This window comes from Nonomuraea sp. NPDC049750 (assembly GCF_040659625.1).
Classification (GTDB): Bacteria; Actinomycetota; Actinomycetes; order Streptosporangiales; family Streptosporangiaceae; genus Nonomuraea.
Window position 1 is genome coordinate 89,651 of the sequence record NZ_JBFANB010000002.1, and the last position, 13,886, is coordinate 103,536.

13 protein-coding genes are annotated in these 13,886 nt (G+C 71.5%); 4 read left to right on the plus strand and 9 right to left on the minus strand.

Translation table 11 applies throughout. From position 1 onward, the window contains the following. Position 1 precedes the first annotated feature (1 nt). From AB0J16_RS05605 to AB0J16_RS05620, 4 genes are read right to left on the minus strand one after another with little or no spacing between them, the layout of a single operon-like run. Entirely contained in the window at positions 2 to 1,540 is a 1,539-nt protein-coding gene (locus AB0J16_RS05605; protein WP_358535009.1) for a class I adenylate-forming enzyme family protein, read from the minus strand. A 54-nt stretch (positions 1,541 to 1,594) separates the two neighbouring features. Further along, positions 1,595 to 1,918, minus strand: coding sequence for a VOC family protein (locus AB0J16_RS05610; protein WP_225299260.1), 324 nt, complete (start codon positions 1,916 to 1,918; stop codon positions 1,595 to 1,597). Next, positions 1,915 to 2,274, minus strand: coding sequence for a Zn-ribbon domain-containing OB-fold protein (locus AB0J16_RS05615; RefSeq protein WP_358535011.1), 360 nt, complete (start codon positions 2,272 to 2,274; stop codon positions 1,915 to 1,917). Before AB0J16_RS05615 ends, AB0J16_RS05610 begins: the two co-directional genes overlap by 4 nt. Positions 2,275 to 2,313: 39 nt before the next feature. Beyond that, positions 2,314 to 4,146: a protein kinase gene (locus AB0J16_RS05620; RefSeq protein ID WP_358535013.1), complete on the minus strand. Its 1,833-nt coding sequence runs from the start codon at positions 4,144 to 4,146 to the stop codon at positions 2,314 to 2,316. Between the two features lie 161 nt (positions 4,147 to 4,307). On the opposite strand from AB0J16_RS05620, the gene AB0J16_RS05625 reads away from it, so the two are divergent. Together AB0J16_RS05625 and AB0J16_RS05630 are read left to right on the plus strand one after the other, a co-directional pair. Next, the gene (locus AB0J16_RS05625) at positions 4,308 to 4,913 is read left to right on the plus strand and encodes an isochorismatase family cysteine hydrolase (protein WP_358535015.1); all 606 of its coding nucleotides are present in this window, start codon (positions 4,308 to 4,310) and stop codon (positions 4,911 to 4,913) included. Then, positions 4,913 to 5,770 carry an SDR family NAD(P)-dependent oxidoreductase gene (locus tag AB0J16_RS05630; RefSeq protein ID WP_358536121.1) on the plus strand — a complete coding sequence of 286 codons (858 nt, stop codon included), beginning with the start codon at positions 4,913 to 4,915 and terminating at the stop codon, positions 5,768 to 5,770. The genes AB0J16_RS05625 and AB0J16_RS05630 overlap by 1 nt, the downstream gene beginning before the upstream one ends. Before the next feature lie 97 nt (positions 5,771 to 5,867). On the opposite strand, the gene AB0J16_RS05635 is transcribed toward AB0J16_RS05630, so the two are convergent. Continuing rightward, positions 5,868 to 7,085: a serine hydrolase domain-containing protein gene (locus AB0J16_RS05635; RefSeq protein WP_358535017.1), complete on the minus strand. Its 1,218-nt coding sequence runs from the start codon at positions 7,083 to 7,085 to the stop codon at positions 5,868 to 5,870. Between the two features lie 30 nt (positions 7,086 to 7,115). On the opposite strand from AB0J16_RS05635, the gene AB0J16_RS05640 reads away from it, so the two are divergent. Then, complete coding sequence (locus AB0J16_RS05640) at positions 7,116 to 8,024, plus strand: cyclase family protein (protein ID WP_358535019.1); 909 nt, start codon at positions 7,116 to 7,118, stop codon at positions 8,022 to 8,024. A 32-nt stretch (positions 8,025 to 8,056) separates the two neighbouring features. Here the strand turns inward: AB0J16_RS05640 and AB0J16_RS05645 are convergent, their stop codons facing one another. Beyond that, complete coding sequence (locus AB0J16_RS05645) at positions 8,057 to 9,289, minus strand: cytochrome P450 (protein ID WP_358535021.1); 1,233 nt, start codon at positions 9,287 to 9,289, stop codon at positions 8,057 to 8,059. 106 nt (positions 9,290 to 9,395) lie between these two features. Here AB0J16_RS05645 and AB0J16_RS05650 point away from each other — a divergent pair, with 106 nt between their 5' ends. Continuing rightward, the gene (locus tag AB0J16_RS05650) at positions 9,396 to 9,986 is read left to right on the plus strand and encodes a TetR family transcriptional regulator (RefSeq protein WP_358535023.1); all 591 of its coding nucleotides are present in this window, start codon (positions 9,396 to 9,398) and stop codon (positions 9,984 to 9,986) included. Positions 9,987 to 10,087: 101 nt separating this feature from the next. Here the strand turns inward: AB0J16_RS05650 and AB0J16_RS05655 are convergent, their stop codons facing one another. The 3 genes from AB0J16_RS05655 to AB0J16_RS05665 all read right to left on the minus strand — a co-directional run bounded on the left by AB0J16_RS05655 (position 10,088) and on the right by AB0J16_RS05665 (position 13,885). Beyond that, complete coding sequence (locus tag AB0J16_RS05655; protein WP_358535025.1) at positions 10,088 to 11,617, minus strand: AMP-binding protein; 1,530 nt, start codon at positions 11,615 to 11,617, stop codon at positions 10,088 to 10,090. A gap of 17 nt (positions 11,618 to 11,634) precedes the next feature. Continuing rightward, a complete protein-coding gene (locus AB0J16_RS05660; RefSeq protein WP_358535027.1) occupies positions 11,635 to 12,690 on the minus strand; it encodes an LLM class flavin-dependent oxidoreductase in 1,056 nt (351 codons plus the stop codon). 61 nt (positions 12,691 to 12,751) lie between these two features. Then, positions 12,752 to 13,885: a M20 family metallopeptidase gene (locus tag AB0J16_RS05665; protein ID WP_358535031.1), complete on the minus strand. Its 1,134-nt coding sequence runs from the start codon at positions 13,883 to 13,885 to the stop codon at positions 12,752 to 12,754. Position 13,886 lies beyond the last annotated feature (1 nt).

Below are 13,886 nucleotides of genomic sequence, written 5' to 3' on the forward strand. Positions count from 1 at the left end.
CTCAGGTCTCCAGCAGGTGGCCGTGCCGTTCTCTGATCTCCCTGCGTAAGAGCTTGCCGGGCCCGCCGGAGGCGTCCTCGAAGTGCGGCAGCGCGTCGGCCACCAGGATGTGGTCAGGTCGCTGGTGCGGCGCCAGGATGTCGTCCAGGGCCCGCGCGAGCTTGGCCGCGTCGAGCGAGTGCCCGGAACGCGCCACCACGGCCAGCAGGATCCGCTGCTCGGCCGCGTCCTGCCCGTCGACGTGCGCGGGCACCCCGACCGCCCCGGCCTCCGCCACGCCGTCGAGCGCGGCCGCGGCCTCCTCGACCGCGACCGGCTGGGTCCAGACGCCGCCTTTGAGAATCGCGTCCTCGCGCCGCCCGAGCACGCGCAGCACGCCGTCGGGGGAGACGGAGCCGAGGTCGCCGCCGACATACCATTCGCCGCGCAGCACCTCCGCCGTCTTGTCCGGCAGGCCGTCGTAGCCGGACATCCGGTGCGGCCCGGACAGGTTGATCTCGCCGACCTCGTCCACCACGCGCCGGCCCGACGGGTCGGTCACCCGGACGGCGTTGCCGGTGCGCGCCCGGCCGGACGAGCCGAGCGGCGTGGAGCCGTCGTCCACCCGGCCCATGCAGGTGTAGGGGGCCTCGGTCTGGCCGTAGTAGGAGTAGACGCCCGCGTCAGGGAGACGGTCCTTGATCCGGCCGAGCATGGTGGCCGTCAGCGGCTCGCCGCCCAGCATGATCACCCGGATGGACGACAGGTCCACCGCCTCGTGCTCCGACGAGCCCAGCAGCGCCGCGTAGAACGACGGGATCTGCGACACGTGCGTGACCCGCTCGCGCGGCACGACGCGCAGGAAGTTCGCCGGGCCCCAGTCCTGCTCCAGCACCAGCCGCATCCCGGCGTACAGGGCGGGCCCGACGATGGCCGGGAAGCCGATGCCCCAGATGATCGCACCCGTGCCGAACACCGCGTCGGGCCCGCGCGGCACGTCGAGCCAGATCTGCGCGGTCGCCAGCGACGAGGCGTGCGTGTGGACGACGGGCTTGGGCAGCCCGGTCGTCCCCGAGGTGTAGTAGAGCGCGAGTGGATCGTCGTGGAAGCCGCCGAGCGGCGGCTCCTCCTCCGAACCGTCCGTAAGGTCGGACGCGTTGATCCAGGTGGTGATGGCGGGCAGCGACGGCCTGATCTCCGCGACCACCCCCTCCACGGTCGAGTCGTACACGAACGCCGTGCACCCCGACTGCTCCACCACCGCGCGCAGCGTGTCAACCGGCCAGTACGGATTCAGCGCCGCCGTTACCGCGCCGATCTTGGCCTGCGCCAGGTACACCTCTGCCACGTGCAGCGTCTCGTTCAGCAGCGCGGCCACCCGCCGGCCCGGGGTGACGCCCGCCGCGAGCAGCGCGTGCGCGCGCCGGTTGACGGTCCTGTTCAGCTCGTCATAGGTGAAGCTCCGCTCGCCGCAGTAGGTGAGCGCCACCCGGTCGGGGGTGCTCATCGCCGCGGCGGTCAGGATCGCGTGGCCATAGTTGCCGTACGGTGATCGCGCCATCGGGGGGTGCCTCCGTCGTCAGAGGGGCGAATGCCGGTAGAGACGTGAATGCTGTCAGAGGGGTGAGTAGAGGACGAAGACGTTTCCTGAGGGATCGCGCAGCACGGCCCGCGTCTCATGCGGCCCGTCCTCGGGCTCGCGCACCACTTCGGCGCCGCGCGCCACCAGATCGGGTACGGCCTGCCGAACGCTGTCCACCTTGAACGACGGCGCGGCCGAGGCGGTGACATGCTCGGCGGGGCCGGCCAGCGCCACGGTGACGCCACCGCCGTTCAGCGCGGCGAACCTGTCTCCGTCGCGGAACTTCACCGGCAGCCCGTAGAAGGCGATCGCCTCGTCCAGGTCGGCCACGGGTATGAGCACGTTGCCAACGATCACGCCGGCCTCCAATGCGGTAGGTCGTCCACGAACGTCACCCGCACCGGCATCCCGATGCGGACCTCCTCCGGTGCGCACTCCACGACCTGGCCGAACACGCGCGCGCCTTCAGCCAGGTCGACCCAGGCCAGCACGTACGGCTCGCGGCCCCGGTAGCCGGGCGCGAACGAGCGGTGCACCACGGTGTACGTGTGCACCACGCCCGCGCCGGAGACCGGCTCGAAGACGAGGTCGCCACCGCACCGGGGACAGTCGGCCTCGGGGAGGTGGACCCGCCGATCGCAGGCCGTACAGCGCTGAACGACCAGCTCGCCGCGCCTGCAGGCGGCCCAGTAGGCGGAGGTGTCACAGGTCATCGCTAGCCAAGCTAGCGCACGCTTGGTTGCTCGACAACCCTAGTCGGCGGGTTCCTCGGCGAGCGAGGCCACGGGCTCCTCCGAGGTCAGCGAAGCCGAGTCGGGGGTCACCGAATCAGCGCTCGGCCCGGCGAAGGCCGGTGCGTCGGAGGAGCGAGGCGAGGTGAGGGGCGGCGCGTCGGAGGAGTCCGGCGAGGCGAAGGCCGGGGCGTCGGAGGTGCGCGGGGCGTCGGAGGTACGCCGTGGGTCGGAGGGCAGCGCGAAGGGTGGCTGGGACGGCGTCGGAGTGGCGTGCTCCTGGGTGGTCGAGGGCGAGGGCGAGGGCGAGGGCGAGGGACTGGGCGCCGGGCAGGGCGGCCCGTCCACGGTCACCTCACTGACCTGCGGGCCGTTGGCCGCCGCCGGCTCGGTCGATAACAGGAGGCCGAAGTGCGCCTGCTTGCCGCACCCGACGGAGCCCAGGTCGCGGGCCACGGGGTCGGTGTAGGCGGTCCGGCCGGTCAGCGTGCGGGTCTCCTGATGCACCGTGCGGGCTTGGCCGTCGCCGTCGCGCCGCGTGTACGTGATGCGCAGCCGCACCGGCCCCCGACCGTCGGCGGCCACGCGCACCGCGCCCGCCGAGCCGGTCCACTGGACGATGTCGGCCGACCGCACGGCCGGACTGGGCAGCGCCCGGGAGGGCTGGCGGGACACGGTGGGAGGGGGCGGCGTGGGAGCGGTGGCAGACGGTACGGGAACGGCCGTCGACGTCCTGGCCGTGGGACGGCTGGTCTCCGAGGCCCGGCGGGCCGGGGTCTTGTCATCGACCGGGGTGGGATCCAGCTGCTCGGACGTCTTCGGCTGCGGCATGAGCACGGTGCCCGCCGGGCCGGTGGCCAGGCGCCCGTCCGAGAGCACCACCGCGATCAGCACGGCGACGGCCGTCGCGCCCGCGATCCACAGGTGCGGCGGCAGCTTGGGCACGGTGATCCGCCGCCCGCGGACCGCCCCCAGGGTGGCGGTCGGCGTGTCGGTCTTGGCCAGGGGGAAGCGGAGCGCGAGCAGCGTGGCCAGCTCGCCGAGGTGGCGGCGCCCGCGCTTCTCCCAGTCGGGGCCGTAGCCGGCGACCGCGTCCTCCTCCAGCTCCGCCGCGAACTGCCGGGCCGAGGCGTACCTGACCGCCGGGTCCTTGGCCAGCCCACGCCGGAGCAGGTCGCGCAGCGAGTCGGGGGCGACCTCCAGCGGCACCGGCTCGACCAGGTGCTTGTCCCGCAGCGACGCGACGTCCTCAGCCTTGTACGGCGGGCGCCCCTTGACGGTCTCGAACAGCAGGCACGCCGCCGCGTAGAGGTCGGCGGGCGGCCCAGCGTCCCCTTGCGTCCACAGCTCGGGCGACATGTACGGCGGGCTGCCCGCCGGCACCCCCGGCTCCTCGGCGTGCACCACCACGCCGAAATCGCTCAGCTTGCTCGTGCCGTCGGCCTGGACCAGTAAGTTCTCCGGTTTGACGTCCCGGTGGGCCACGCCCTTGTCGTGGGAAGCGGCCAGGGCCAGGAGCGTGCTCTTCAGCACCGCCAGCGCCGCCTCCGGGCTGGTCCTGCCGTGCTCGGCCAGGATCGTCCGCAGCGACACCCCGTCGACCAGCTCCATCACCACCGCGGCCCTGGTCGGGGTCTCCACGAACTCGTAGAGCTGGACCACGTTCGGGTCGTCGAGCTCGACGAGTGAGGGGGCGTCCACCCGGAAGCGGTCCATGAACTCGGTGTCCCGGCGCAGGGTCGCGTTCAGGTATTTGATCGCGACGTAGGCTCCGGTGGCCTGGTAGGTGGCGAGGAACACGCGGCCCGTGTGCCCCGCGCCGAGCTGGCGTACTTCTCGGTAACCAGGGACCAAGGCGAACCCCCATAGCGCAGCCGTCTCTCGTTCGACGGTCTCATCTGGGGTTCCGGTTGTCACGACTCCAGATATTTCGCCAGATGTCAGGGGATTATGGCCCCGAGGTCCGGGTGATATGTTCGAAGCCAAGCAAGCGCTCGGCTAAGTGGAGGCTTCGCATGGATCGTACGGCCGTGCTGGTCATGGAGATGCAGCGGGGCGTCGTCGGCGATCTAACGAAATTTCCGGACCTGGTGGTCGCGTGCCAGCAGCGTGGCGTCGTACGCAACGCCGTCTCCGTACTCCAGGCGGCCAGGACGGCCGGCCTCCCGGTGATCCACTGCACCGCGGCCTTCCGCGCCGACCGAGCCGGCTCCCACACCCACAACAGCCCGTTCATCGCCGCCCTGCTCAAGGACCCCGGCCACATGCTGGAGGGCACGCCCGCCGTGGAGGTGCTGCCCGAACTGCTGGCCGACACGGACCTGGAGAGCCGGCGCCACCACGGGTTCTCCCCGTTCACCGGGACCTCGCTCGACATGACGCTGCGCTCGCTGGACGTCGCGCACGTGGTGGCCGTCGGGCTCTCGCTCAACCTGGGCATCCCTGGCCTGGCCCTGGAGGCGGTGAACCTCGGCTACCGGGTCACCGTGGTGACCGACGCCGTCGCGGGCGTACCGGACGGCTACGCGCTGGCCGTACTGAAACACACGATCCCCCTCCTGGCCGCCCGCACCACCGCCGCCGAGCTGGTCGAAGAGTGGAAGGCGGGCGGCGAGCGGTGATGGAGGGGATGCGGCTCGACGGACGCGCGGCCGTCGTGACCGGGGGAGCGGGCGCGATCGGCGCGGCGATCGCCGCGGACCTCGCCGCACTGGGCGCCCGGGTGGTGGTCGCCGACGTGGACCTGCCGGGGGCTGAGAAAGTGGCCGCACGGCTGCGGGGGGCCGAGGAGGTGATCGCGGGGCGGCCGGGAGCCGAGGAGGTGACTGCGGGGCTGCCCGGAGCCGAGGAGATGACTGCGGGGCTGCCCGGAGCCGAGGAAGCGACTGCGGGGCTGCCGGAGGCTACTGCCCTGGCCGTCGACCTCGCCTCGCCCTCCTCCATCGAGCGGTTCTGTGACGCGGCCGGGCCGGTCGACATCCTTGTGCACAACGCCGGGGTGTCGATCGTCGAGCCGTTCACCGCCAGTGACCCGGCGAACTGGGATCTCATGTGGCAGGTCAACCTGCGCGGCCCGATGCTGCTGACCAAGCTGCTGCTGCCGGGCATGATCGAGCGGGGGTGGGGGCGGCTGGTGTTCATCTCGTCGGACGGCGCCAGGGCGGGCTCCGGCGGCGAGGGCGCCTACGCGGCCACCAAGGCCGGGCTGTTCGGCCTGGCCAAGACGCTCGCCCGCGAAGCGGCCAGGGCGCATGTCACCGCCAACGTGGTCTGCCCGGGACCCACCGACACCCCGATGCTCCGGCGCGTCTCGGCGGCCGAGCCCGGGCTGGTCGACAAGATCGTCAGGGCCGTCCCGCTGCGCCGCCTCGGCACGCCCGCCGACGTGGCGGGCCTGGTCGCCTACCTGTGTACGGAACGCGCCGCCTACATCACCGGCCAGACGCTGTCGGTCAGCGGCGGCGTGACGATGCAGTGACGACGCCGACGAACGACATGAACAGCACGACGCGGTGATGACGCGAGTGGGCGACGCGGATGACGACACGATGACGATCCCGATGCGACCGACACGATCACAGGGATCGGTAGACGGCTTCCATGAGGCGGATCGCCCGCTGGTTACCGGAGAAGACGTCGGCCATCTTGTTCATGACATATCCGGCGGCCACGCCGTACTTGGGGTCGGCCAGGCCGATGGACCCGCCCACACCGGTGTGCCCGAACGCGGTCACCGACGGCACGAAGAACGACATGCCGGGCCGCATGAAGCCGAGCCCGAACGCGCTCTCCAGCAGCAGGACCTGGTCGGGCCCCGACGCCCGGGGGCGGATGGCGTCCGTCAGTGTCTCCGGCCGCAGCAGGTCGCCGGCGAGCAGCGAGCGGTAGAACGCCGCCAGGGACCTGGCCGTCGTGACGAGGCCCACGGCGGGCCACCCGGCACGCAGCATCACCGGGTTGTTGGCCCCGCCCTGAAGGTCCTGGATGCGCGGGTTGCCCATGGTGCGGTTCATCAGGCTGTCCGGGTCCTTGGCGGCCATGGCGATCGCGGCGATCGGATCCTTCGGCGGCCCGATGGGCGTGCGAGGCAGGGCGCCGGGGGCGCGGCGGGCCTGGCCGCCCCCGGTCTCGGGCGCAGGCAGGCGCCGGTCGCTCTCGCTGCCGGGCGAGGGCTCCGCCGTCAGCCGGGCGGCTCTGGCGATCACGTCGTCGGGCGCGCCGACCCACAGGTCGAGGCCGAGCGGCCCGGCGATCTCCGCCGCCACCAGCTCACCCACCGACTTGCCCGTCACCCGGCGTACGACCTCGCCCACCAGGAACCCGTACGTCAGAGCGTGATACCCGTGCGCCGACCCGGGCCGCCAGATCGGCCGCTGCCCGGCCAGGCGCGCCGCGATGGCGGGCTGGTCCTCGAACTCCGCCACCGGCACCCGCTCGTCCAGCGCGGGCAGTCCCGCCTGGTGGCTGAGCAGGTGCTCGACGGTGACGCGCTGCTTGGCCCGCACCCCGAACTCCGGCCAGACCTCCGCCACCGGCGCGGTCACGTCCACCAGTCCCCGCTCGGCCAGCTGGAGCAGCACGGTCGCGGCGATCGCCTTGGTGCAGGAGTAGGCGAAGACGGGGGTGTCGGCCTCCCACGGCCGTTCCGTGCGGCGGTCGGCCACGCCGTCCCACAGGTCCACGACCAGTTCGCCGTCGAGGTAGACGGCGAACGCGGCCCCCAGTTCGAGGCCGTCGGCGAAATGGCGTTCGAACACCTCGCGCACGCGGGAGAACCGGGGATCGCAGTGCATCAAGACCTCCGACAGGAAGGGAGCACGTACTTGGCTGCCGAGCCTAACAATTGGGGACGTTTCGGCCCAGAGGATCAACGGGGCACGCTCAATCTGCTCACTGGCAACTTGGTACTGGCCGGATTGGCCACCGCGCGGACCGGCCAGGTTCTCAGCCTGTCCATGCCGATCAGGGGTGCCACCTCCTCGCCCGCGCCCGGCACCGTGCCCCATCTGAAGGGCCGCCCGCTGCCGCAGCACTTCATGTCGGTCGACGGTGGTGACTACGCGGCCGGCGCCCGGCCGGTGGGCGCGGGGCTGCGGATGGCCGATGACGCGCTGATCGTCACCCACCACGGCACGACCACGCACATGGACGCGCTCTGCCACATGTGGTCGGGCGAGGAGCTCTACAACGGCCACCCCGCCGCGCGGGTGCGCTCCTACGGCGCCACCCGGTGCGGCATCGAGCAAGTGGGCGGGGTTGTCGCGCGGGGAGTCCTGTTCGACGTACCCCGCCACCTCGGGCTCGACCACCTGCCCGCCGACTTCCGTATCCCGGCGGAGCTGCTGGCGGAGATCGCCGTGCCGCGCGCGGGTGACGTCGCGGTGATCCGTACCGGCTGGCCCGCCGTGTGGGAGCGCTCGCGTGAGGAGTACTGGTCGGGACAGCCGGGGCTGTCGGCCGAGGCGGGGCGCTGGCTGGCCGAGCGGGACGTCTCGGTGGTGGCCGCCGACAACGCCGCGATCGGCGGCCTGAACGCCCACCAGCTCGCCGACGAGCCGCTCGACGACGACCTCCACCTCATCCTGCTCCACCGCCACGGCATCCACCTGATCGAGCTGCTCTGGCTGGAGGAGCTGAGTGCGGCGGGCCGTACGGAGTTCGTGTTCGTCGCGGCCCCGCTCAGGATCGAGGGCGGGACCGGAAGCCCGCTCAACCCACTGGCGATCCTCTGAGCCCGGTCAACCCGATCCTCCGGGCCCGATCATCACCACGTGACAGGCAGGGACTCGACGCCATAGACCCCTGAGCGCTCCTTCAGCGGCACATCGGAGGCGGGCACGGCCAGCCGCAGGCCGGGGAAGCGTTCGAAGAGCCTGCGGTAGCCGATCCGCATCTCGATTCTGGCCAGCTGCTGCCCCAGACACTGGTGCACGCCGTGCCCGAAGCCCAGGTGCCGCCGCGCCTCGGCCCGGTCGAGCCGCAGCTCGCCCGGATCGGCGAACACGCTCGGGTCCCGGTTGATCGCCGGCAGCGACAGCGCGACCGTCTCGCCCTTCCTGACCAACTCGCCAGCCACCTCCACGTCCTCCAGCGCGACCCGGTTCGGCGCGCCCGCGTGCAGGATCGACAGCCAGCGCATCAGCTCCTCGACCGCACTCTCAACCGCGCCCGCGCCCGCGCCCTCACCTCCGCCTTCGACCGAGCCTCCGCCTCCGCCTTCGCTTGCGCTCCCGCCTGTGAGCGCGTTCGTGCTCGCGCCGCTGAACAGGGCCCGCTGCTCCGGGTGCTCCAGTAGCGCGAACACGCCCAGGCCAAGCATGTTCGCGGTGGTCTCGTGGCCGGCGACGAGCAGGATGAGCGCGAAATTCGTCAGCTCCTCGTCGTCGAGGTCGCCGGTCAGGCCGCTGATCAGGTCGTCACCCGGCTCGACGCGCTTGCGTCGTACCAGCTCGCCCAGATAGCCGACCAGCGCCGCCAGCTCCGGCACGCCCTCCTCGTCGATCGCGACCAGCCGCGCGGTCTGCTCCTGGAAGAAGTCGTGGTCCTCGTACGGCACGCCGAGCAGCTCGCAGATGACCAGGGACGGGATCGGCAGCGCGTACGCCCGCACCAGGTCCACGGGCGGCCCCGCCGCGACCATGGCGTCGAGGTGGTCGGCGGTGATCTGCTCGATCCGCGGTTCGAGCAGCCGCATCCTGCGGACCGTGAACTGGCCGGTGAGCAGGCGGCGGTAGCGGGTGTGCACGGGCGGGTCGGTCGTCACGAACCTGCCGGGTGGAGCGGGCTGGTCCTGGCCGAACTGCGAGGTCATGCGTACCGCACTGTGCTTGAGCTCCTGACGGTTGCTGAATCGAGGGTCGCTCAGCACGGCCCGCGCGGCCTCGTAGCCCGTCGCGAGCCAGCCCGCGTGCCCGTCCGGGTAGTCCAGACGCGCCATCGGCGGCAGCTTCGCCAGCTCGGGGGGTGGGTCGAAGGGGCAGCCGGGAGTTCTCTTCATGGGAAGTCGCATATTTTGAGAGTAGACTCCGATTTGAGAGTTGTATAGCGGAATTTGGGATCTTGTGAGTGGACGGCTTCGTGCCGCAACCCCGACAATTGGCGACATGAGCGATCGACCGGCCCAGGGACTGCGCGAGCGGAAGAAGGCCAAGACGCGGGCGCTGATCCAGAAGGAGGCGCTGCGGCTGTTCCGCGAGCAGGGCTACACCGAGACCACGGTCGAGCAGATCGCCGAGGCGGCGGAGGTCGCGCCCAGCACGGTGTTCCGCTATTTCGCCTCGAAGGAGGATCTGGTATTCGTCGACCACTTCCCGGCCTTCGCCGAGGCCCTGAAGGCCGCTCCGGCCGATCTACACCCGATACGCGCGGTCCGCGTCGCCCTGCGGGAGGTGACGGCGGCCCAGACGCCCGAGGAGCTCGCCGAAGGGGTGGAGCGGGAGAAGCTCATGTTCACGGTGCCCGAGCTGTGGGCGGCGAGTCTGACGAACGTCTCCGGGACGCTCAGGTCCATGCAGGAGATCCTGGCCAGGCGGGTGGGGCGGGACATGTCCGATCCGGAGATCCGCAACATCACGGGGGCGATCACCGGCGTGATGTTCGCGGTCTGGTTCGAGTGGGTGAAGGACCCTGAGCTGGACGGGCCCGCCGAGATCGACAAGGCCCTCGCCCATCTGGAGGAGGGCCTGCGCCTGTGAACCGTCCGGTGCGAGCCCTCCCGCGCCTGTGACCCGTCAGGTGCGAGCCCTCCCGCGCCGGTGAACCGTCCAGGCGCGGGCCCTCCTACGCCGGTGAAGCGTCAGGCGCCCGGATAGTTGCCGCCGCCGTGGGCGGCGTCCAAAGCGTCGTAGTCCGGGGTGAAGCCGCGCTTGGGGATCGCGTCGACGAACGCCACCTCGCGCGGCTTCTTGTAGGAGGCGAGTGCGCTCTTGACGTGCTCGATGAGGTCGCCGGCCGTGGCCGTCGCACCCTCCTTGAGCGCCACCACCGCCTTGACCGCCTGGTGCCAGGTCGCGTCGGGCACGCCGATCACGGCGGCGTCGGCGACGGCCGGGTGGGCTTTGAGCGCGCGTTCGACCTCGGCCGGGTAGACGTTCTCGGCGCCGGACTTGATCATGCGCAGCCGGGGGCCGATGAAGGTGATCGTGCCGTCGGGCTCGCGACGTCCGAGGTCGCCGGTGTGATGCCAGCCGTACGCCGACTTTGCCGCATTTAAGTCGGGGCGGGCGAAATATCCGGAAAAGAGGGTCTTGCCGCGGGCGCAGATCTCGCCCACCTCGCCCGCCGGCAGCTCGGCCCCGTCGGGGGCCAGGATGCGGACCTGGACCAGCGGCGACGGCCGACCGGCGAAACCGGCGGCGCCCGGCGCCAGGCCCAGGAAGGTGAGCATGCCGCCGACCTCCGTCTGCCCGTACCCGCCCATCTTGGACCGGCACCAGGGAGAGTCGTCCACAGTGATCATCGCGTCCCACTCCGCGGAGTGCGAGACGAACCTCAGGGACGACAGGTCGTACTTGCCGCCGGTGTTCGCCTTCGTCACGGCGTCGATCATCGGGCCGAACAGGAACGCCTGCGTGACCCGCTCGGCGTCGATCAGGCGGCACACCTCCTCGGCGTCGAAGGCGGGGGTGAAGACGTTCGTGCCGCCGATCTGGAGGGTGGCCAGGCAGAACATCATCGTGCCGACATGGAAGAGCGGCCCATTGTTGAGGAAGGTGAAGCCGGGCTCCATCTGGCGCACCACGAGCAGGGACGCGCCGTGGGCCAGCAGGGCCGCGCTGCTGAGGAGCGCCGCGTTGGGACGGCCGTCGAAGGCGGCGGTATAGAGCGCCAGCACCGGCTCGGCGTCCTCGACGGGCGGGAAGTCCCTGGCGGTGCCGCTCTCGACCAGCCGCTCGTAGCCGGCCCCGGCCTCCACCCAGAGCGCCGTGCCCTCGGTCGGGGTTGCGGTGGCGTCGGGCTGGGCGGTGCCCTCGCTCAGGGCCATGGTGGCGTCGGACGGCTCCCGCACGATCACCCGCGGCGTCAGGTCCTCGACCACGAAGCGCAGCTCGTCCGCCGACTGCCGCCAGTTGGCCGGGCAGAAGATCGCCCCCAGCCGTGAGCAGGCCAGCAGCAGCTCCAGCACCGCGTGCGAGTTCTGGCCGAGCCAGAGCACGCGTTCGCCGGCCGTCACGCCCGCCCCGGCGAGGGCGTCGGCGAGGCGGCCGACCCGCCCGTCCAGCTCGGGGTAGGTGAGCCGCACCTCCCCGTCCACCACCGCCGTCACCTGGGGGCGGCTGCGCGCGTGCTCGGCGAGTACGTCGGACAGCGACAAGCTGTGGATCATCGCAGCTCCTGGGAACGTCAGTGGAACGCGGGCATGACCTCGGCGGCGAAGAACCGCATGACCTTCTTCATCTCCTCCAGCGGCATCGGCCGGGTGCTGCCGAAGTCGCACAGAAGGTTGGCGAACCCGGCGTCGCGCAGCAGCGAGATCTGGTCGATGACCCGCGCCGGGTCGCCGATCACCTCCAGCTGCTCCCAGCGGAAGTCGGCCGATACGGAGCCGCCCTTGAGGTAGCGGTCCTGGTAGTACTCGAAGCCCTGCGCGGCCTTGCCCGTCTTCGGGTCGATCGGCGCGCTGCGCTCGTTGAAGATCCGCGACCGGTCGAAGGACGCCTCGAACCTGGCCTGGTCCTCGCGGGCCTGTTCGACCGTCGGCGCCACGTAGACGCTGCGCGCCACCACCAGCTCGCTCCCGTTCGCGTGCCCCGCCTGGGCGGCCGTCTCCTGCCAGGTCTCGGCCGCCCTGACGACCTTGCGGAACGTCGCCGCCGGGTCGGCCAGGATGGGCAGCCCGCGCTCGCCGTACATGGTGACGGTCTCGGGGGAGACGGCGGCCACGTGGATCGGCGGGTGCGGCGCCTGGAGGGGACGCGGCGTCAGCGAGACCTCGGCGCCGGTCTTGTAGAACTTGCCCTCGTGCTGGAACGTCTCCTGGGTCCACAGGCCCAGGATCACCTCCAGCGCCTCGTTGAACCGGTCACGGGCCTCGGCCAGGTCGATCCCGAAGCCCTCGAATTCGAAGCTCTGGTAGCCGCGCCCTATCCCGAGATCCAGCCGGCCGCCCGAGAGCACGTCCACCAGCGCGGCCTCCTCGGCCACGTGGATCGGGTTGTGCAGGGGCAGCACCACGATGCCCGTGCCCAGGCGGATATGCGAGGTGCGGGCGGCCGCGTGGGCGAGCATGGTGAACAGGTTCGGCGCGACGCCGTAGTCGCGGAAGTGGTGCTCGGCCAGCCGTACCCCGTCGAACCCCAGTTCCTCGGCCAGCTCGATGAGCTCCAGGTGGTAGTCGTAGACGTCCTTGAAGCTCTGCCCGTCGAACCGGTGGAAGAGGTGGAAGGTCGAGAACTTCATGCGGCGGCCCCTCAGTGGTAAACCAAGCGCTCGCTTGGGAGAGTACCACGGGCCCCGTTTCCTAGGCGAGGGCGGTGAGCAGCCCCATCGTCAGGGCGGTGCGCTCGGGAATGTGCTCGATCAGCACGTGCTCGTGCCGCGCGTGCGCACCGGCGCCGACCGCGCCCATGCCGTCGAGCACCGGGCGGCCCAGCGCGGAGACGAAGTTGCCGTCACTGGCCCCGCCGACCGCCGCATCCTTCAGCTCCCAGCCGAACCCGGCCGCGACCGCCCGCGCCTCCTTGAACAGCCGGCGCGACGGCGGGTTGGGCGTCATGGGCGGCCGGTTCCAGTCGCCGGTGACCGTAACCGTCACGCGCGGGTCGGAGGCGCGCAGGCCGGCGAACACCTCGTTCATGCGCTCCATCTCCGGCGCCTGCGCGACCCGGACGTCGATGCCGCAGGTGGCGCGGCCCGCCGCGACGTTGCACCCGGTGCCGCCGCTGATCAGCCCGACGTTCAGGGTGGTCCCGAGCTCCCGCGCGTCGGATCCGGCGAGGTGGCTGACGAGCTCGGCGATGGCGTGGATGGCGCTCGCGCCCGAGTCGGGGTCGAGCCCGGCGTGCGCCTCGACGCCCTTGACCGCCACCTCGAACTTCCCGACGCCCTTGCGGGCCGTCTTGAGCAGGCCGTCCAGCGACGCCTCGAAGACCAGGCTGGCCAGCGCGTCCGCACTGGCGGCCTCGATGTGCCGCCGGGAGAACAGGCTGCCGATCTCCTCGTCACCGTTGAACAGGTAGGTCAGGCTCGGGTGCGGCAGACCGAGCTCGCGCAGGCCCCTGAGCGCCCAGACCGACTGCACGAGCCCGGTCTTCATGTCGAACACGCCCGGCCCGGTGATCCTTCCGTCCGACATGGTGAACGGCCAATCCGCGAGCGTCCCCGTCGGCCAGACGGTGTCGTAGTGGGCGAGCATGAGCACGGTGCCGGGGGCGGTGCCCCGATAGGTCAGCTCCAGGACGTCGCCGTACTGGCCACCGTCGCGCACGACCGCCTGGTCCGGCACGCCGAGCCGCTCCTCCACCAGGGCACGGACGGTGCTCAGCCCTCGGGTGAGCATGGCCTTGTCGTAGCTGTGGGTCTCCAGCTCGACGACCGTCCTGAGGTCGTCGAGCATCGCGGGCAGGACTTGGCTGGTCCAGCGGGTGATGGGCACA

Bases quoted from the DNA above. Each gene is read 5' to 3' on its own strand.
- AB0J16_RS05650 (WP_358535023.1), top strand. From the start codon at position 9,396: ATGAGCGATCGACCGGCCCAGGGACTGCGCGAGCGGAAGAAGGCCAAG.
- AB0J16_RS05635 (WP_358535017.1), bottom strand. From the start codon at position 7,085: ATGCACTGCGATCCCCGGTTCTCCCGCGTGCGCGAGGTGTTCGAACGC.
- AB0J16_RS05660 (WP_358535027.1), bottom strand. From the start codon at position 12,690: ATGAAGTTCTCGACCTTCCACCTCTTCCACCGGTTCGACGGGCAGAGC.
- AB0J16_RS05655 (WP_358535025.1), bottom strand. From the start codon at position 11,617: ATGATCCACAGCTTGTCGCTGTCCGACGTACTCGCCGAGCACGCGCGC.
- AB0J16_RS05615 (WP_358535011.1), bottom strand. From the start codon at position 2,274: ATGACCTGTGACACCTCCGCCTACTGGGCCGCCTGCAGGCGCGGCGAG.
- AB0J16_RS05605 (WP_358535009.1), bottom strand. From the start codon at position 1,540: ATGGCGCGATCACCGTACGGCAACTATGGCCACGCGATCCTGACCGCC.
- AB0J16_RS05625 (WP_358535015.1), top strand. From the start codon at position 4,308: ATGGATCGTACGGCCGTGCTGGTCATGGAGATGCAGCGGGGCGTCGTC.
- AB0J16_RS05645 (WP_358535021.1), bottom strand. From the start codon at position 9,289: ATGAAGAGAACTCCCGGCTGCCCCTTCGACCCACCCCCCGAGCTGGCG.
- AB0J16_RS05630 (WP_358536121.1), top strand. From the start codon at position 4,913: ATGGAGGGGATGCGGCTCGACGGACGCGCGGCCGTCGTGACCGGGGGA.